This is a genomic window from Methanolobus sp. WCC1 (genome assembly GCF_045690315.1).
Lineage (GTDB): Archaea > Halobacteriota > Methanosarcinia > Methanosarcinales > Methanosarcinaceae > Methanolobus > Methanolobus tindarius.
In genome coordinates this window covers 241,346-261,081 of sequence record NZ_CP146979.1, presented here as the reverse complement: position 1 = coordinate 261,081, position 19,736 = coordinate 241,346, and the positions used below count along the sequence as shown (strand labels likewise).

Annotated in this window: 17 protein-coding genes and 1 tRNA gene; 8 read left to right on the top strand and 10 right to left on the bottom strand. The window is 40.8% G+C overall.

What is annotated here, in order from left to right:
• Positions 1-74: 74 nt before the first annotated feature.
• Complete coding sequence (locus V7O61_RS01310) at positions 75-212, top strand: hypothetical protein (RefSeq protein WP_156916251.1); 138 nt, start codon at positions 75-77, stop codon at positions 210-212.
• Between the two features lie 102 nt (positions 213-314).
• On the opposite strand, the gene V7O61_RS01305 is transcribed toward V7O61_RS01310, so the two are convergent.
• Entirely contained in the window at positions 315-470 is a 156-nt protein-coding gene (locus V7O61_RS01305) for a DUF1328 domain-containing protein (RefSeq protein ID WP_023844863.1), read from the bottom strand.
• 304 nt (positions 471-774) lie between these two features.
• Between V7O61_RS01305 and V7O61_RS01300 the strand changes: the two genes are divergently transcribed.
• Entirely contained in the window at positions 775-1,326 is a 552-nt protein-coding gene (locus V7O61_RS01300) for an adenylate kinase family protein (protein ID WP_023844864.1), read from the top strand.
• Positions 1,327-1,333: 7 nt separating this feature from the next.
• Here the strand turns inward: V7O61_RS01300 and V7O61_RS01295 are convergent, their stop codons facing one another.
• The 3 genes from V7O61_RS01295 to V7O61_RS01285 are packed head-to-tail and all read right to left on the bottom strand — an operon-like array spanning position 1,334 to position 9,533.
• Positions 1,334-2,899 (bottom strand): ATP-binding protein, encoded by a 1,566-nt coding sequence (locus V7O61_RS01295; RefSeq protein WP_407282991.1) that lies wholly within the window; start codon positions 2,897-2,899, stop codon positions 1,334-1,336.
• Between the two features lie 3 nt (positions 2,900-2,902).
• Complete coding sequence (locus V7O61_RS01290; protein ID WP_288069642.1) at positions 2,903-3,355, bottom strand: response regulator; 453 nt, start codon at positions 3,353-3,355, stop codon at positions 2,903-2,905.
• The gene (locus V7O61_RS01285) at positions 3,339-9,533 is read right to left on the bottom strand and encodes a PAS domain S-box protein (RefSeq protein WP_407282992.1); all 6,195 of its coding nucleotides are present in this window, start codon (positions 9,531-9,533) and stop codon (positions 3,339-3,341) included. Before V7O61_RS01285 ends, V7O61_RS01290 begins: the two co-directional genes overlap by 17 nt.
• Before the next feature lie 302 nt (positions 9,534-9,835).
• Here V7O61_RS01285 and V7O61_RS01280 point away from each other — a divergent pair.
• Together V7O61_RS01280 and cysS are read left to right on the top strand one after the other, a co-directional pair.
• Positions 9,836-9,908: transfer RNA gene (locus V7O61_RS01280), tRNA-Cys, on the top strand.
• A gap of 22 nt (positions 9,909-9,930) precedes the next feature.
• Positions 9,931-11,367, top strand: coding sequence for a cysteine--tRNA ligase (cysS, locus tag V7O61_RS01275; RefSeq protein WP_407282993.1), 1,437 nt, complete (start codon positions 9,931-9,933; stop codon positions 11,365-11,367).
• Between the two features lie 7 nt (positions 11,368-11,374).
• On the opposite strand, the gene V7O61_RS01270 is transcribed toward cysS, so the two are convergent.
• The 6 genes from V7O61_RS01270 to mer form a co-directional block, all read right to left on the bottom strand.
• On the bottom strand, positions 11,375-12,025 hold the full coding sequence (locus tag V7O61_RS01270) for a B12-binding domain-containing protein (RefSeq protein ID WP_023844869.1): 651 nt from the start codon (positions 12,023-12,025) through the stop codon (positions 11,375-11,377).
• A 291-nt stretch (positions 12,026-12,316) separates the two neighbouring features.
• Positions 12,317-13,465 (bottom strand): selenoprotein TsoY, encoded by a 1,149-nt coding sequence (tsoY, locus tag V7O61_RS01265; protein ID WP_407282994.1) that lies wholly within the window; start codon positions 13,463-13,465, stop codon positions 12,317-12,319.
• Positions 13,466-13,619: 154 nt separating this feature from the next.
• Entirely contained in the window at positions 13,620-14,267 is a 648-nt protein-coding gene (locus V7O61_RS01260) for a diacylglycerol/polyprenol kinase family protein (RefSeq protein ID WP_407282995.1), read from the bottom strand.
• Positions 14,268-14,334: 67 nt separating this feature from the next.
• Complete coding sequence (locus tag V7O61_RS01255; protein ID WP_048135196.1) at positions 14,335-14,862, bottom strand: nicotinamide-nucleotide adenylyltransferase; 528 nt, start codon at positions 14,860-14,862, stop codon at positions 14,335-14,337.
• Positions 14,863-14,875: 13 nt separating this feature from the next.
• Positions 14,876-15,904 carry a F420H2 dehydrogenase subunit FpoF gene (gene fpoF / locus V7O61_RS01250; protein ID WP_023844873.1) on the bottom strand — a complete coding sequence of 343 codons (1,029 nt, stop codon included), beginning with the start codon at positions 15,902-15,904 and terminating at the stop codon, positions 14,876-14,878.
• 29 nt (positions 15,905-15,933) lie between these two features.
• Entirely contained in the window at positions 15,934-16,914 is a 981-nt protein-coding gene (mer, locus tag V7O61_RS01245) for a 5,10-methylenetetrahydromethanopterin reductase (protein ID WP_023844874.1), read from the bottom strand.
• Between the two features lie 371 nt (positions 16,915-17,285).
• Here mer and V7O61_RS01240 point away from each other — a divergent pair, with 371 nt between their 5' ends.
• From V7O61_RS01240 to V7O61_RS01225, 4 genes are all read left to right on the top strand, one after another.
• Positions 17,286-17,525, top strand: coding sequence for a DUF2180 family protein (locus V7O61_RS01240; RefSeq protein ID WP_023844875.1), 240 nt, complete (start codon positions 17,286-17,288; stop codon positions 17,523-17,525).
• Positions 17,526-17,533: 8 nt separating this feature from the next.
• Entirely contained in the window at positions 17,534-17,752 is a 219-nt protein-coding gene (locus V7O61_RS01235; protein WP_023844876.1) for a DUF2180 family protein, read from the top strand.
• Between the two features lie 57 nt (positions 17,753-17,809).
• Positions 17,810-18,181 (top strand): carboxymuconolactone decarboxylase family protein, encoded by a 372-nt coding sequence (locus tag V7O61_RS01230; protein ID WP_023844877.1) that lies wholly within the window; start codon positions 17,810-17,812, stop codon positions 18,179-18,181.
• A gap of 122 nt (positions 18,182-18,303) precedes the next feature.
• Positions 18,304-19,725, top strand: a complete 1,422-nt coding sequence (locus V7O61_RS01225) for a multiheme c-type cytochrome (protein ID WP_407282996.1) — start codon at positions 18,304-18,306, stop codon at positions 19,723-19,725.
• Positions 19,726-19,736 lie beyond the last annotated feature (11 nt).

Sequence of the window (19,736 nt, the reverse complement as noted above, 5' to 3'; positions counted from 1 at the left end):
ATTTCCAGATTGCTTAGAGAATTCTCTGCAATTTTCCATATACAAAAACAAAAGACAAAGGAGGAAGTATTCATTTGGGAAAATATGGCATTAATCCAAAAAACAGACCATGGGAAGCTTCCTGGAGAAAACGCTGGACTGGAGCAAGAAAGTCTGTTGATTCTGCAAGAAACGGAGATTACTGGAAGGAACCTATCAGGATTTCAGGATAAGAAAAACATCTGATAACAAAAATTAAATTTGTAATTCATCGCAAAAAAAGATGAATTTACACTTTTCTGTTGTTAAGAAATCAAATCAATAGCCGGTTTTTGTTAGAAGAAAAAAGATATGATCGCAAGTATCACAAAGATAACTACCAGCCATTTTGCAATTTCCATAGACAAACCAGCAATTCCTCTTGCTCCAAAAATGTAAGCTACCAGGGCCAATACTAGAAATGCTATAGAAAGTCCTATTAAAGACGCCATTTTATTCTCCTTTGTTTATTTTGTTTAAATAATCTGATGAAATACAGCATCCGCTAGGAACATCTTAATTTAACTTTTCACCATCATACATCGTATTGCTACAGCAGTATTTCCGGCTATGCTATATTTCCCACTCCGATGTTCAATGCAGAAAGAAAAGAGGATAACATAGTTTATCCACCTTAAAGCTCTCCCCACTATTATGTATTATGCAATTTTAGTATATGTAATTAAGGGAGAAAAATTATTAATGCAAACCAAAGAACATCACAAGAATTAAGCACTAGTATACTTATTCTTAACTATGCTTATCGGTATCACAGGAACTCCGGGAACTGGAAAAACATCTGTGACAAAACTGCTTGAAAAGGAGCGGTTCTATCAGGTAATCCATCTCAATGAACTGATAAAAGAAGAAAAACTCTACTCTGAAGTTGATTCGGAAAGAGACTGTGTTGTTGCTGATATGGACAGGGTTTATGACAGAGTCCTTGAGCTTCATGACAGGTCATATCCTGTAACGATAGTTGATAGTCACCTCTCCCACCACATTGCTGATATTGTTATTGTACTGAGAACTGACCCTGCAATACTAAGAGGAAGACTTGAAAAAAGGAATTACTCCGAAGAAAAAGTAAAGGAAAATCTCGAAGCTGAGGCTCTTGATATAATCCTTGCAGAATCAGTGGAGTGGTGTGAAAAAGTCTTTGAACTTGATACTAGCGGAGAAAGTGCAGACAATACAGAGAAGGCTATCATGCGAATAATCCGGGGACTGCGAAACGGCAATACAGAAGAACTTGAAGAGGAATTCAGGCCGGGATCTGTTGACTGGTTTGACTATCCATTTGACTGAATAACAATTAATTCCCAACAAAACTTGCCTGCATATTCTGTTTCAGGTTTTCAGGAACTCTGGGTAGTTTAAGCGTGAATGTAGTTCCTTTGCCATATTCACTTTCGACCTGAATGTCGCCGTTATGCATTTTTACATATTCCCTGACAAGCATCAGGCCCAGCCCCACACCGCCATGTTTGCGGCTTACAGAACCATCTAACTGTACAAAAGGTTCGAATATTCTTTCCATATTTTTTTTCTCAATTCCAATTCCCGTATCAGAAACTCCAAAATAAACATAATCAGAATTTTCCTTTACAGATATTGATATCTTACCGCCTTCCGGAGTAAATTTAATTGAGTTTTCCACGACATTGTAAAGCATCTCGGTAACCTTATCGGCATCAGCTATTATTTCTTCAAGACCGGGGTCGATAGCTGAATTTACACAAATATTCTTTTTGGCAGCCAGTGAACTTGACCTTTTAAGAACAATAGAAAGAACATAATCAGGACTGAAACTTTCATAGCTCAAATCCATCCGACCTGATTCTATCATGGATAAATCCAGCATCCTGTTAACAAGCTCAAGTAACCTGGCTCCACTTTTGTTGATTATTGAAATATACTCCTGCTGTGACTCATTCAGTTGGCCGGATACACCTTCCAGCAATACATCGGAAAAGCCGATAACAGAACTCAGAGGAGTTTTAAGTTCGTGGGTAATGTTGGCCAGCAGCTCATTTTTATACTGGTTAGCCTCCTCAGCAGCAATTCTTGCTCTTAGCATCTGCTCCTCGGCAAGTTTTCTGTCTGTTATATTAATACAGGTTCCAATAGACCTGTGAGGAACATTGTTTTTATCAATATCAAAGGGTTTCCCATGACCTGTAATCCATATCCATGTGCCATCACTTGAACACATCCTGAAATCCATCTGGAATGGCTCCCTGTTTCGCAGATTATCAAGTAATCTGGAAATGACAACATCCTGATCTTCCGGATGTAAAATTGATTTCCATGCATCAAATGTTTCCGGCAGGTCACCAGGATTATATCCAAACATGGAATACCAGCCCTTACTGAAATATACTTTATCAGTATCCATATCCCAGTCCCAGAAACCCTGACCTGAAACTTCCATAGCAAGCTTTAATCGTTCCTCACTTGCCTTGAGGGAATCTTCTGCAACTTCTTTAGCCACACGTGCTTCTTTTTTATCAAGAGCTTCCCTTACTGAATAAGGCAATCTTTTGATACGATCCTTGAGAACATAATCCGTCGCACCTTCTTTCATACATTTTACTGCTGTTTCCTCATTGAGGGAGCCAGTGAAAACTATAAACGGAATGCTGCTATCATATTCCAGAAGCAATTTGAGTGCCCTCATGCCATCAAAAACAGGAAGGCTGTAATCGGAAATAATCAGGTGGGGTTTGAATTCATCTAACTGTTTCAGGAATTCATCGGCAGTCTCTACTCTTATGGAGCTAAAAATCAATCCATCTTTCCGCAGTATCCTCTCTGCCAGCTCCATATCAGAAGGGACATCCTCTACGAACAGTATTCGCAAATCAGAATTTTGCTCCATAGATCACTCCTTCTTGTTAGGGCTTTCATTCATCAATAGCCAGTAAAAACCAATATTGCGTATTGCTTCCACGAAATTATCGAAATCTACTGGTTTTACAATATAACTGTTAACCCCAAGCCGATAGCTTTCAACAACATCAGATTCTTCTTTTGATGAGGTTAACATCACAACAGGAATCATTTTTTTATCCGGATCGCTTTTTATTACTTTTAGAACATCAAGACCATCCATTTTTGGAAGTTTTAGGTCAAGTAAAACAAGACGGGGATTTACATTTGTATCACGATCTCCAAATTCTCCCCTGCCATAAAGATAATCAATAGCCTGTTCCCCATCTTCAAGAACAACAATATTATTAGCTATCTTGTTCTTTTTCAATGCCCTGAGAGCCAATTCCCTGTCATTGGGATTGTCCTCTACAAGTACTATCTCAACTTCATTCTCCGCAAACATTGTCTCCCTCTTTTATAGGTAATGAAAAGTAAAATGTAGCTCCTTTATCAAGTTCCCCTTCGGCCCAGACATCTCCCCCATGCCTCCTTGCTATACGTTGTACTATGGCAAGTCCTACACCTGTCCCCGGAAATTCTTTCTCGCTATGTAAACGCTGGAATATTCCAAAGAGCTTATGAGAATATTTAGGATCAAAGCCCACACCGTTGTCCTTTACATAGTAAACATTCATTGCATCTTCAGTGTAAGAACCTACTTCAACTACACCTTTTTCCCGGGATGAACTGTATTTAATGGCATTAGAGAGCAGATTGACCCATATTTGCTTTATAAGAGAAGAGTCTGCATAACTGTCTGGAAGCTCGGAAACACTGAACTTTATATCATGGTTATTTTCAGTTGCTGCCAGGTCATTGAAGACTGATTCTACCATGAAATTCATGCTTATAAGAGCGCAATTCATTTCGTTTCTTCCAACTCTGGAAAGCCCCAGAAGGTCTGTGATAAGTTTGTCCATTTTCTGTGTATTGGTCCTTATAACATTGAAAAGGCGCTTTCCTTCATCATCAAAAAGCTCCTCATAATCCTCAGTTATGATTCTTGAAAAACCATCAATTGCCCTTAAAGGAGCACGCAGGTCGTGAGATACGGAATATGTGAAGGCTTCAAGTTCTTTATTAGCCTCCTGTAGCTGGGATGTGCGTTCAGCCACACGTAGTTCGAGTTCTTCCGCATGTTTTCGCACCTGATCATTCAGGCTTGAATGATGTATAGCTATAGCAAGCTGGTTTGCAATTTCTGTTACTATTTCCTGATATTCTTTTGTAAAAAAATCAGGCTTATCTGAGGCAAGGCTTAAAATACCCATCAATTCGCCTTCTATAAGTAATGGCACGACAAAACCCGAATGTACATCTTCTTCGGAAAATGTCTTTCCCAGTTCGGAATCCGGTGTTTTATATTTGTTTAAATCAGGAATGATTACTGTTTCCCCGGCCTTTAATCTGTCAAGTTGGGGTAAAGAATCAAGAGGAGAACGTGATCCAGTGGCAAACTGGGATTCGTGTTCAGAATCTACTGCAAAAACAACTTTTTCGTTAGTATCGGCATCAACAAGCCTTATAATTGCAATGGAACATGGAACCAGTTTACGTAAATGATAAAGCACTTCATTAGCAATCTCCTCGGAAGATACTGAGGAAATAATATCCGTATCGATATTATGAAGCATATTCAAGCGTTCATTATAACGAAGAATTTCTTCTTCTGCTTTTTTACGATCTGTAATATCAACAGAAGAACCCATATAGATTTCATTGCCCTGAATGTCCTCAAAAAGCTGGGCATACATCAGGACTTCAAAAGTGGAACCATCTTTACGCAGAGCTGTAAATTCAATGGCATATTCGCCTTTTTCCTTTAGATTACTCATAATCTCTGCCGGAACTTCGGGGTCATTACAATGGCCGACAGGAGAAGTTCCCAGGATCTCACTTATATCGTCATACCCCCACATCTTAAGATATGCTTTGTTGGCGTAAATAAATTTACCTTCTGAATTTATAATATCAAAACCATTCAGTGAATATTCCAGAGCATTGCTTTTCAGTTTAATCTCCGCTTCAGCCTGCTTTCGGGAATCAATGTCCTCTATCATGGCGATGAAATACAGAGGTTCACCTGTAGAGGAATTTACAATTGCAACAGTGACATTAACCCATATCAAGTTTCCATCTTTGCGAACATATCGTTTTTCGATGGAATAATCTTTTCTTTTTCCTAAAACCAGCTCTTCAACCATAGATAATTCGTCACCAAGGTCTTCATGATAGGTAATATCGGCAAAATTCATCCGGATAAGTTCCTCGTTATCATATCCTATAATATCACAAAAGCGCTGATTCATCTGGAGTAAGAACCCATCCATGTTGGCCAGACACACACCAACAGCTGCCTGTTCAAATGTAGCACGGAACCGTTCTTCACTTTCATGAAGCGATGTGAGCAGTTCATCACGTTCGTTCAGGGTCCTTGCAAGCTTGACATTACTATAACTTAATGTGGATATCAGATTAGTAAGGAGGGAATAATAAGTCATCAGCGAATCCACTTTTTCCCTGCTCCAGCGTGGAACCCTGTCAAGTGCTTCTAAGTATTCCTTTTCGTTAAAACCATATTGATTTGCCTGATTCCTGAATGTTTCATAGGAAATCTCTTCATCATCAAGGAAAAACTGACCAATGAAAAGGTTTCCAACATGCAAACCCCCCATTACAATGGGAGTTACCATATCCCACATGTTATTCTTGCATTTGTAGAACCTGAATTTACCTGGTTCTACTCCTGTAGTCAGTTCTACATCACTTTCAGTACAATGCTTACATGTCTCCGGATGGACACGATGGAATTTTGTGCAAATATCCTGCCACCCGACAGCTACCAGAACATTGCCCTTGAGATCAAGTATGGCCATTCCACCCATTTTGGTAAGCTGGTAAAATTTATCCATCAATTTTTGCAGAGCCTCGACATCAACTATATCAGCAAGTTCCAGTTCCCCAAGATCCCCCTCCGGTTCCAGAATAGCATTCAACTTATTCCTTACCCGAAGCTCACTTTCCTGTAACATGTCGGCAGCTATCTTACGCTCAGTTATGTCCTGCATGGAGCCGGTCAGCTTTACAACTTTACCATCTTTTAAAACAGGGCGTCCAATGGTACGTACCCATTTGTTCACACCGTCTGCAGATATTAGTTCAAGTTCCAGATCATATGGTTCAGCATTATCAACCGCATTTTGGATGGCAGCCTCAATTCTCTCTTTTGATTCTGATACGAAGAAACTCAGTCCTATATCTTCATTTGTAGGATCGTCAGGATCTACTCCGTGAATCCTTGCAACTTCAGGTGTCCATGTGCCTTCTCCGGTGACTACATCAAACTCCCAGCCGCCAATACTTGCAATTTCACCAACTTCATCCAGAAGCACTCTCTCTTTCTGGAGTTCAAATTCGACTTTTTTAAGATGAGTTATGTCCTGTAAAAATCCAACAACTTTAACAATTTTGCCATTTTCAAAAACAGGTTGCCCACCTGTCCTTACCCATTTATGCACATTTTCAGAAGAAATAAATTCGAGCTCAAGATCATAAGGTTCTCCGTTTTCAATAGCATTCTGGAAAGCTTTTGAAATTATTTCACGTGAATCCGGAGGATAATATTGCAAACTCAGGTCTACATTTGCTTTGGTATCTGGATCAAACCCATGAATTAGCGCAACCTCTCGGGTCCATGTGGATTTGCCGGACAAAACATCAAACTCCCATCCTCCTATTTTTGCAACATCTCCCATTTCGTTGAGTAAACGATCCTGTTTAAAAAGTTCAAATTCTGAAAGTTTACGATCCGTTATATCCTGGAAAGAACCAATTAATTTTGCAACCTTGTTGTCAGTAACAATTGGGCGACCACTTGCACGAACCCATTTATGATTACCTTTTGCGGTTATCAGCTCAAGTTCAAGATCATATGGCTGCACTTTCTCTATTGCGTCCTGAACAGCTTTGCTGATAATTTCTTTTGAACCTGGTGCATAGTAATCCATACCTTCGCTTACATTTACTGTGCCTCCCGGCTCAGGGTCCATATCATGAATATTGAATACCTCAGGAGTCCATTCTATTTCCCCTGATGAAACATCCAGGCTCCAGCCACCAACACTTGCTATCTCACTAACTTCATCTAAAAGGGATTTATTCCTCTTTAGTTCGTCTGTTGTGTTTTTAAGATCAGTTATGTCCCTGAATACTGTAAGTATATACTTTTCAGAATCTGTTGAAATAATATCCCCTGAAATTATAACCGAGAGATTTTCGCCTTCTTTAGTACGAATATCAATTCCCAAATTTCGCACAGTTCCATTGAACTTAAGCTGATTAATATACTGATCACATATGCCGGAGTCAGGCCATATTGCAAGATCACAGAGAGAAAAACCAAGAAGTTCATCTATTCTGTATCCTTTATTCTTCAGGAAGCTATTATTGACATTGACGATGTTACCATCAAAAGATGTGAGTATAATGCTATCAGGCACAGTATTGAATACTGTAGCAAACATTTCCTCGGTTTTAATAAGCGCTGACTCTGTCATTTTGCGTTCGGTGATATCTTCCGAGAAAATTACAATACCACCGATTTTATCATCGTTAGTTCGCCAGGGTCGAACCTCCCAACGTAACCATTGTTTTGTTCCGTCCTCCCTTTCGAAAAGATCCTCTTCACACCGAATAACTTCACCATTCATACACTTCTTATGAACTTCTTTCCACCTGTCACCTATTTCAGGGAAAACTTCGTAATGGGATTTTCCAATAATATCCTGATCCCCAAGGTGATACTCTTCCATCCATCTACGGCTAACTGCTATATGTCGCATATCGCGATCCAGCATTGTCAATGCGGCAGGAGCATGTTCGATGAACAATTTCAGTTTTTCTTCATTTTCATGGAGCTTCTTCTCAGCGATCTTGCGTTCAGTGATATTACGGGCAACAATCAGGATGCTGGGCGTGACATCCTTGTCTTCCATAGGAACAGAACTTACCTCTATCGGAATTTCATTTCCATCTTTGTCAACGAATTTTGTTTCATAAAGGAAGGTTTTCCTATCGAGATTTACACGGTGACCTCTGCGCTCATACATCTTTTTCTGTTCATCAGGAGATACGAATTCAGTCACGTTTTTAGAGAGAAATTCGGATTCTGAATAACCACTGAACTCCACAGCAATTTTATTCGCATAGAGTAACTTGCCCTGCAGATCATGAACTATTATGAAATCCCTTGCAGTATCTGTGAGTAAGCGATATTTCTTTTCACTTTCAACAAGAGCTTTTTCTATTTTCTTACTTTCAGTAATATCCCTTACACTGGCAAGAATGTACTTCTGGCCATCCAGAACAATTGGACTGGCATTGATATCAACCGGAAACTGCGAACCATCTTTGCGTACATGAGTCCACTGGAACTGCAATCCAGTACTCATGATTTCTGTAATCGGGAATTTGGAAGGATCACTTAGATGAACCGGGGACAAATCCCAGGCAACCATGCCCAACAAATGACTTCTGCTATACCCGTAAAGATCCTCTGCAACCCTATTGGCATCCAGTATCCTGCCATTTTCATCAATGAGGAAAAGCGAGTCAGAGTTATTGTCAAACAACTGACGATATCGGTTTTCGGATTCATTCAAGGATGCTGTACGAGTCTCAATTTCCTTTTTAAGGGAAACACTGTAACTCAGCAGAAGATATACAACTAATGTCAGGAGGATGACAATGATGATTCCGCCTTTTTGGAATACCAGTAAAGTATCTGCCACTGAGTTATCCCACCCACCTATCGGGACAGCAGCAAGTTCCCAGGTCCTCTCAGAGAGAACAACATAATAGATTTCATGCTCCATCCGGAACACGTCATCTGAACCAAATAACAACTGATCGGAGTCGTCACGTAAGGCTACATCTATATTGTCATTCCCAACTACTAATCCCGATGCCTGAAGCAACGATGGTACATCGATGACCATTGTAACAATGCCCCACAAGGAATCTTTGATGTAAACCGGCTGCCGGACTACTATACCATAGCCACCACGCTGCATTTCGTAGGGACCGGTAATAACAGCATCATGGGTTTGAATGGCTTTTAGTACATCATTACGAACCTGCGGGCGTTCATCGTTAATCAGATCATCCAGCGTGCGGTTGGCTACAATTTCATTACCTTGAAGAGGATAAACATAGGCTCCTGAAAAATTGGTATACACTTCAATAGAACGAATGGCTGGTGACCCGGAATATAAACCGAATGCAAACGCTTCAAAATGCTTATCCATCGCCTCTTGTGTAGGATTTGCCCTGATAAAAGCATCGAGTCCGTCAAGATGAGATAAAACATTGTTGACATGGTTTTCCAGTGTGTTGCCACTGGAGAATAATTGTGTGTTAACTTCTGATTTCTTGTTAAGTATCAGATTTTCTTCATATAAAGCGCTGGCTTGCAAGAAGACGAACATTAACAGAACAAAAGCTAAAGCTGCACCCAGCAACGCTATGTAACCCTGTCCTGACAATGACAGGGTACCTGAGGTCTTTCCAGATCCTCCGGACATCTATATTTGACACTCCTTTGTTATGTTTTCATATCCTGTCAAGATACCGGAATGATTACTAAGGTCTCAAGCAACCATAGAAATCGGGTTCATTCCTGATATTCTGATAAAAGACATTAATAAGAAAACATTTTACACACTTTACCCGGTTAATCATTAGAGATATTCATAAATAAATTTTTTCATAGTAGAATTATATTAAAATACTATTCCAGAAAAATCAGATAAAATATTGTGATGCGAAAACATAAATAGATTAATAGAGTATGCTGTATAGGATTTTTAAAATCTCATATCATCCTGCCGAGATGACAGAGTGGCTAATGTGACCGCCTGCAGAGCGGTTTTCCGGGAGTTCGAATCTCTCTCTCGGCATTTTATTTATCAGGTGTTTACTGTGGTGCTAAGAGTTTACAACACATTGACAAGGGAAAACGAGGATTTTGTGCCCTTGAACGGAAAGAAGGTAAATATGTATGTTTGCGGACCCACAGTTTACGACCACTGCCACCTGGGGCATGCCAGAAGTTACGTTTCTTTTGACATAATCAGACGCTATCTGATGTATAGAGGATACAATGTCAATTATGTATCCAATATCACTGATGTAGACGACAAAGTAATAGACAGGGCTAAGGAAAGCGGGGAGGATGCCTTTGAGCTTTCGAAAAAGTTTACTGAATCTTTTGAAGAGGATATGCAGGCTCTTGGAGTGATGGAACCTGATACCCGTCCTAAAGTAACAGAGCATATCGAAGACATAATTGACACCGTTGCAACTCTAATTGATAACGGCGCAGCATATTCAACCTCAAAAGGGAACGTATACTATGACCTTCAAAAATCTGCGGACAGGATAGGCATACTCAGCCACCAGACCGTTGAAGGTTTAATGGAGGGATCAGGGTGCCGAATTGATGTAGAAGATGACAAGAAGTATCAGCTCGATTTTGTTCTCTGGAAAAATTCTCCAGGGAATGAGCCGGGCTGGGACAGCCCCTGGGGCAGAGGAAGACCAGGATGGCATATCGAATGTACTGTTATGTCCATGAAATACTGCTCTGAGCAACTGGACATCCATGGCGGCGGACTAGATCTTGTTTTTCCGCATCATGAGGCGGAGATACATCAATCTGAAAGCTGCACTGGAAAACATCCTTTCAGTAAGTACTGGATGCATAATGGTTTTCTGACCATTGATAAGGAGAAAATGTCAAAGTCCCTTGGAAACTTCTTTACTATAAAAGAGGTGCTTGCTAAATTCCCACCTGGAACAATCAGGTTCTTCATCGTTTATACCCACTACAGAAGCACCATTGACTTTAGCGAGGATGCGCTTGTGGAAGCTGGAAAAGCGAGACAAAGATTACTGAACACCATCTCAAACGTAAAACATGCTGTATCCGAAGCAACAGACAACAATGCTGATTGCGGCCTCTCAGAACTCATGGATGAAACTAGATCTTCATTTGTTGAGTCAATGGATGATGATTTCAACACACGGGAAGCAATTGGTAATCTTTTTGTATTCAGCCGCAAAGTCAATTCCATTTTAACAAATGAAAAACCTGGAAGAAACTCACTTGAAAATGTACTTGATTTCTTTTCAGAAATAAATGAAGTTCTGGGAATCTTTGAAGATGATAGTAAAAAGACATCTGAAAAGGAAAGTAGCGGACTTTCAGATGAGGATATCAAGGAAATGATAGAACTCAGGGAAAGAGCACGTATTGACAGGGATTGGGCAACAGCAGATTCTATACGGGACAAATTAAAAGAAAAAGGCATTGTCATAGAGGATGGGAAAGAAGGAGTCAGATGGAAAAGGGTATGATCATTTTTCATGCTAATAATGCATTGATCTTGTCCACTGCATTTCTTGCATTTTCAGCGTAGATATCTGCACCAATCCTGTCAGCCCACTCCTGAGTAACAGGTGCGCCACCAACCATTGTTTTGACACTATTCCTGAGACCTGCCTCGGTGAGCTGCTCTTCTATACGCATCTGATTGATCATCGTAATGGTCATGAGTGCCGAGGAAGCTACCACATCTGCGTTTACTTCCTGTGCTTTTTTTACATAATGCTCTATAGGCACATCCCTGCCAAGATCAACTACATTATATCCTGCAATTATGAGAGCCGTTGCGACAATATCCTTTCCTACGGAATGAATGTCACCTTCAATTGTGCCAATAACAACCGTACCCTTAAAATTGATTTTAGAACCCATCTTTTCAATTTCAGGTAAAAGTATGGACATTGCTGCCTGTGTTGCATCAACTGCTGCAAGCATATGAGGAAGGAACAGTTTACCTGCTGCAAATTGTTCACCTACATCGACCATAGCCCCTGTGAAACTTCCCTCAATGAGCTCTAAAGGATCAATACCTGCCTCAAGGGCTTCTTTAGCAATCATTTCGGCTGCTTTGTCATCAAAATCCAAAATGGCTTCTTTTGCCTTGGAAATAATCTCCTGATTTTTGAACATTGAACCCCCTTTTGATTGTATCAACGCAACCTGCCTGATGAAATCGGGATGTGAATGCAATCAATAAAGTTACTACAAAAAATCATTATATATCATTAACCGGGTGCAATGTTTCCATCAAATATGAATACACAAATAACAAAACAAGATATGGAGATCCTTATAACATTACAGCGTGCTTGTAATAATAAAAATCAGCAATTATTCTTAAATCCTGAGATGAAAATCTCAAAAAAACTGGCTTTGCCGGTTTTTATTGAAAAATCCATCTACTAATTGTTTTTTCTGACATCATACAGCACAGCTCAATGTAGCGTGGCTGGAGCGACTGCATTTGATATGTTTGCTTAGCAACTCAAAGTATACCAGAATTGTCAGAAGCATAAACATTACCAGAATTCCATAAAGCACAATGTTGTTAAACACAATCCTGTGAGCAAATGAACCAAGAACTGCAAATGCTACCAGTGGACAGATGAGTCCCCATTGGGTCACATAGAACTCTTTGAAATGGTTATTCCTGAAGTAGTCTATCAAAAGGGAGAAACCAAAGAGCATGTACCAGATTTCAAATGCAAAAGCCAGTCCGACTACAAAATAGAAATAAGCGCCCAGTTCAAATCCATATGTTCTTTCAAGGAAATGACCAAGCCTGAAACCACTTATTGCATAGAGCGTTATGTTGGGTATAACTATCAGGAAGCTTGGCAAAAAGTGCTTTTCCGGAAGACCCGGGGATTGGAAATGGCTCTTGAAAAGTATAACCATTTTTACAAACAGCAGGAACATTCCCATTGAACCGGATATTAGGGACATGAAAGCTGCGGTATTTGCAATTGTATTATCGCTTGCCATTGCGGCAATTCCTGTCCCAACAACTGTAAGCATTCCCAAAAGGAACGGATGCAGCAGCCAGCCGAAATTAATCTTATTGATATCAAATCCATTCTTGAAAGAGATTTCCAGAAGCCTGATCTCAGTAAACAACACCAGAATAAAGAACAGTGACCAGAATATCATTGCCGGGAAGAAGAGTGCTGCAAAATTACCTGACAGTACTGGCAAAAAATACCTCAGTGGGCCTATCATAACGTTCATGGACATGAGATATGATATCAGAGGTGCCAGAATTCCAGTATTTCTCAATGGATCTTTAATAAGAGATGAGAAACTATCGGTTTTCATCCACCTTACAAGCTTGATTGTAAATATTATGGTCAGAGCAAAGTGAATTAAAGTGAACAATATCATTACAAACTCCAGCAGGTAATAATAGAGTACCTGATAGGAGGATAAATCCATAGACCATAACTGTGCCCTTGTTATCAGGCCGGCACCGTGATCCAGTGTATATTGCATCAGTACAAATGGCATTACTGCGATTCCGCCGGCACCGAGTGAAGCCAGAAATGCCAATGGAGTAAATTTCTTAGCATCCATATTTTTATCATCCCACACTTAACTAATAAATTAAAATTAATTGTTAATTTTTAATTTATTCTATATAAGATGATAGTGAGTATATAGGCATTGTTGAATGCGGATAAAATCCTGCTAAAAAAGAAAGTACTCTTGAACCTGAAAATATTCAGGATTATTGCCCCATTGCAAGCATGATAAAACCCGAAGCAATAGGAAGTACCAGATTATCATTTTTAATCAGATTAATAAAGGAATTTATGGATGAGCCTGTCCTGAGATCCCTGCCAATTACACTCTCAATGAATAATGCACCGACACTTCCAAAAAGTGCCTGGACAGGTGATACAAAAATAACCGTACTTGCAAAAGCTGCAATTATCCCTGCCATTGTGCCTTCATATGTTTTTCTTTCGGAGTAAGGTAAATTATGCTTGCCGAACCTTCCCCCTGCCACAGTTGCAATGCCATCCCCAAGTGCAGTTATTGCAATTGCAGCACATACAATATTAACAGGGAACAAAAAATATGAGATTAAGATTCCCGTATTGATAAGCAAAGTTGCTTTTAAGGGAAGATAATTTTCCTTTTTGCGACCCCAGCGGCGGATCATATCACAAACAGGCTGATATTTTGCTTTTCTTAAAAATGCAAGTGAAACAACCGATATAAAGAATACAAACTCCAGGAGAAACAGAACATAGAGCGAAATTTCTGTGAAGAAATACACAAGAGGTATGTAAGCAAGACCTGATATCACATGTACCAGTTTCCTTTCGGAGTCGCCGCCCAGATCATAATCTACTCTGCCATTTTGTGTCATTATGCTTCCTTTCTGAATGGGAGAAAATTATATTTAAAAATAATTAAGAGTAATTGACTGTAAGGATCTAATCCCTGTAGTCTTTATCTGATTTTGACACACTTTTGAGCCTGTTCACGCCATCAATTTCATCTATTACGTCAATAACCGCAGCAGGCACAAGGGATTTCCAATCCTCTCCCCTTAACATCCTTTTTCGAATCTCGCTGCCGGAATAACCTTCTCTCTGGTACATCGGAGGTTGTTCCACTAAAATCCCGGATTCCTGAAAAAGACGCACAACAAGTGGATTGTTAGAATAGACCACATCAAAAGGTGGTGTCATAGAAATAATATGAGAGACCCACACAGCATTTCTTTGCAGGTCTTCCAGAGGAATCGCGTAATGTTTTATACCAGCATCCTCAAGAGCATGCTTGATCATCATTACGCGTTCACCTGCAGTAAATGGATTCTTAGGCTCGTGGCTTTTCTGCGCACTGCCTATACCAATTACTACTTCATCTGCATCCCGGGCAATATCCTTTATTAAAGAGTAGTGTCCAAGATGAAATGGTTGAAAGCGTCCGATATAGAACGCTCTTCTCATGTGCATATATGATAAACCATCAGTGAATGCCACATTCGTCGAATGAGAATTTCTCACAGACTTCAAGGTAGTGGCCTGAGTTGTTATCGTGTTTCATCTTAGCAAGTTTCTTGATAAGATCCATTCCTGGCTTTGGATCTTCCATGATCTCGACCTTATCTTTGATAAGCTCGAACATCTTCTTGCCTACATCAGTTCTTATTAGCACACAGTTCCAGCCATCAGGCGTACCAACAGATCCGAGTGATATGTCAGCAGATACTGATGTGTAGTCACAACAGTTGTGGCATGGGTTTCTTGCGTAGTGAGCGACTTCAGGAATCTTTACGCTGTGAGCTTCGCCGTCCTTTGTGTAGTTCCAGAACTTACCCTTACCGAAGTCCATCTTAACAACGTCTTCAAGATTAAGTCCCATTACTTCAGGAACGATCTTCTCAGTCATTACGTCATGGTAGAAACTTTCCATGCACAACAGACCAAGGATCACAACGATCTTGTCATTGTTATTCTCAAAAAGGAGACGTGCGCCGTGTGCCTGGCAAGGTACGCCAATTACACCAATCTTATCGTATTTCTCAAAAGGTTCCCTGAGTGCTGAAAGTACAGAATCGTATGTGTACTTAGTACCTGTTGTCCTATCAACATCTTCCGGTTTGGTCATAACAATAAGTTCAGTACCCCATGCACCATCTCTGGCGATACCAACAATACAATCTACCGTACCGGTTTCAAGCAGAGCTTTTGCAAGAATTGAAGTTACACCGCCATCCTGACCGTGTATTGTGCTTTTTGCTCCAAAGAACTCTTTTACGTTTGCAAATTCGTCTTCTACATATCCGTCAATAACAGGACAGAGTCTTCCGCAAGTGAGACACTGCTCACATACATCAGGTGCTGCGCCTTTGACGTAGTATTCTAAATTATCAGGGTCACGGACTTCTGCATGCTTGTTCATAACAATAGCACCTGCAGGACATGCTGAAACGCATGCCCCACAAGAAGTGCAGACGTCGTGCTCAATGACCTCTAATATTTTTGGATGGGCCATTAACTGCCTCCGACGTTCTTTTCTTTTGTTTATCCAATGATTTCTTTGCCGATAAGCTTGATAGCCTTCTCTTTGTTTGGTCCGATTGGGGAACCAGCAACAATCTGTGTTACACCGATGTCAAGAAGCTCGTTGATTCTTGCCTTACAGTCATCTGGTGTTCCGCAGATAGAGAATGCGTCCATCATGCTATCTGTGACCATGCCGCCCATGAGTGCGCCGAAGTCGCCCTTTGCGATTGCTCCGCCGATGTCAGCCTTTGCTGCCGGGTCAATTCCATGGCGTTCAAGTACCATATCAGGGGAACCTGCAACGATAAATGCAACTACAATCTGTGCTGCGCTCTTTGCCTTTGCTGCGTCCTTGTCAATTGAGAAGCATGCGTATGCTGCTACGTCAACTTCCTTAGGGTCACGGCCTGCCTTCTTTGCACCTGCTGCGATCTGCTTAACAGCTACTTCGAAGTCCTTTGGGTGTGATGCATTGATAAGTACACCGTCTGATACCTCTCCTGCGAGCTCGAGCATCTTTGGACCCTGTGCACCCATGTAAATAGGTACATCGCCAGCCTTGAATGCCATCTTTGCGCCGCCGAATTTGATCATGTCGCCATCCATGGTTACTTTCTCTCCAGCGAGGAAGCCACGGATAGCAGCGATGCTTTCCTTTGTTGTTGTGAGTGGCTTGTCCCATGAGATGCCCATTGCATCAAAGGTTGCCTTGTCTCCAGGACCGAGACCGAGAATTGCACGGCCGCCTGAGATCTCATTAAGTGAACCGATGCTTGATGCTGTGATAGCTGCATTTCTTGTGTATGGGTTTGTTACACCTGTTCCGAGCTTGATACTGTTTGTGTTCATTGCAAGCACGGTTAAGGTAGAATAGACATCACGGTTGTTGTAGTGGTCTGTGATCCATACATTGTCAAAGCCCTGCTGTTCAGCAAGTTTTGCATAGTGAGCTATTTTTAAAACCGGGTCGCTTGGTACAAATTCAATTCCAAATGTCATTTGAATCCTCCTGTAAAGTGTGTTCCTATTCAGGTATCCATACATATTTAAAACTTTGTTGGTTTGATCGCACAAATCGTATAGACAAATAACCAAAAGAGTAGAAGCAATATTTAATTGTAAGTAAAAATAATTTTTCATAAATACTAAGCATACAGAGTACTGCAGGAAAGAAACACTTGGTAAAAAAAGGACCAGTATTTACCGTTACAGATATATCCGGTAAACGTTAGAAGAATTATTATTCATATCTGCGGGGGGATATCGGTGCTTACATCTGTATATACCAATATCATGCTACATATTCGCATCTGCAGAAATGACGAATAGAAAGATTTGCGAACAAACAACTTATTGACAGAGTGATCGTCATGAAATGCTTTGAATGTGCAAAAAATGGAAAAGACAGTGATACAGTTGCTGTCTGCATAATCTGCGGGAGAGGAGTTTGCAAGGACCACCTTGTAAGAGAAGAAACACCTGTATGGGAAGGTGAATACAGTATAAAGCTGAAATGTGGAATGGGAATTTCCTGTGACTACAAGGATGTACAGCACTGGAAGAAAGTGCTCTGTATACCATGTCATGAAGCCCTGAAGGAGAACTACTAGGTGATATCATGATGAAATGTTATGACTGCATGGAAGATGGAAACGATACAGAAGCAACATGCGTCTGCATTGCCTGCGGAAAGGGCCTCTGTAGCGATCACTGCAAAGAACTTGAACTTCCCGTGACTGTTGGACAGCCACCTAACGTACAGAGACTGCCAAAGGGACTGCCAAGGATTCTTTGCAAATACTGTTTTGACCAGACAATTGAAGACGGATTCGATTAATCGGGATGGAAACATCCCCGATTTTATAAGACAATAGATAATAAAGGAGAAGAGAAAATGTGCGGAGAAAGAGGTAAAGGATGCGGCGGACACAGAGAAATAATTGATGATATGTCCGACAAGCTGGGATTCACACCACAGATATTAGAAACACTTGGAGAACTTGAGCCTGAGTTTTTACAGAAATACAATATGTGTAACCACAGGCTTCTCAAAGATGGTGCACTTCCGGCAAAGACAAAAATACTCATGGCACTTGCCATCGTTGCATCCAAGCAGTGTGAGCGCTGTGTCATATCACAGATGAAGAGTGCACTTAAGAGTGGAGCAACAAAAGAAGAGATCATGGAAGTAATGGATGTCATTTTCATCACATCCGGAGCTCCTGCGGTTGCTGCATGCAGAGATGCACTAAAGCAGCTTAAGTAATTATAAACAGAGAAACAGAGCAGAGGATTTGTTTCCTCTGAATTAATTTTGCTCATTGCACCGGTCTGAAAAAACCGGTGCTTCAGCACCAAATAGAAAATCGAATACTTAGAGGAGAGGACATGAGGGGGATTTTGGTAAAAGGTAGTTTGTTTTTTGCAATTTTTATTCTGCTACTGGTTAGTGGAAACTTTGCAAATGCAACACCTGCAACCCAGGCTGGAGAATACAGCTCAGACGACTTTGCCTATGAAAGCAGATGCAGACAATGCCATGCAATAATTTACGCTGACTGGGAAGGAACAATGCACTTTAACGCATATCTGGACCCATTCTACCTTGAAGAAGTCAAGATAGCAAGCGAAGATACAGATGGCGAGCTGGATGAGTTCTGCTCACGTTGCCACACACCCATAGGAGTCGTCAGCGGTGAAATTCCACCAATTGACGGTTCTGAAATGTCCGATATTGCCAGACTTGGTGTGCAGTGTGATTTCTGTCACGTGGTATCAGGAAGCAACGGAACAGGGAATGCTCCTTTCACAGTGAGTCCGGGAGATACGAAATGGGGTCCGTTCAATGATTCAAGAGATGCCTATCATAAGTCTGAATACCTCGAGCTTTATACTCAGTCAGAATACTGTGGGATGTGCCATCAGGTGATCAATCCTGTGAACGGACTTGTTATTGATGATACATATTCCACCTGGAAAGAAAGTCAGTATGCCGAAGAAAATGTGGTATGTCAGGACTGCCATATGACAGAAGGTATAACTGAGTTCAAGGCGAATCCCGGACGTGCCAGTTCAAGTGTCCCGAAAAGAGATCATATCTCATCACATGACATTGTAGGTGCCAATACCCTGATACCACCAATGTTCGGTGCTGAAAACGTAGTTGAAATGGCAGTTGAAAGACTGGAAAAAGCCACAACAATTGAATTAACAACACCTGAAATTGCATCAGCAGGTGATGAAGTCACTATTGATGTAGCCATTACAAACTCAGGAGCCGGACATAAGATCCCTACCGGGGTATCTGAAATCAGGGAAATATGGCTTGAAGTCACAGCTACAGATGCGAACGGTGAGAGCATATATGATGCAGGTAGCCTTGATGCGGACGGAAATATTATCGATGCAAAGATGCTGTACAACAATGTCCTTGGAGACACTAACGGCGAAGAAACAAAGAGTTTCTGGCTTGCCGAAAGCATTCTTGAGGATAATAGAATAGCTCCAAAGGAAACTGTAACCGAACATCACTCGTTTGTTCTTCCGGAGAATGCTGTTTATCCTATTACAGTGGAAAGTACACTGAAATACAGGTCAGCCCCACAGGATATGATCGATCATCTTCTGGGTGAAGAAACAGAAGTTCCGGTTGTTGACATGAACGAAATGTCTGCAATAATTTATGACCCGTCAACACCTGCAAATGAAAGAACCCAGCCCGAACCAGAATCAGAAAGTACACCGGGATTCGGTGTAGTTACTGCTGCAATGGTTCTTGGATTTACGATGTACGTCTTAAAGAGAAAATAATGGAGGAATAC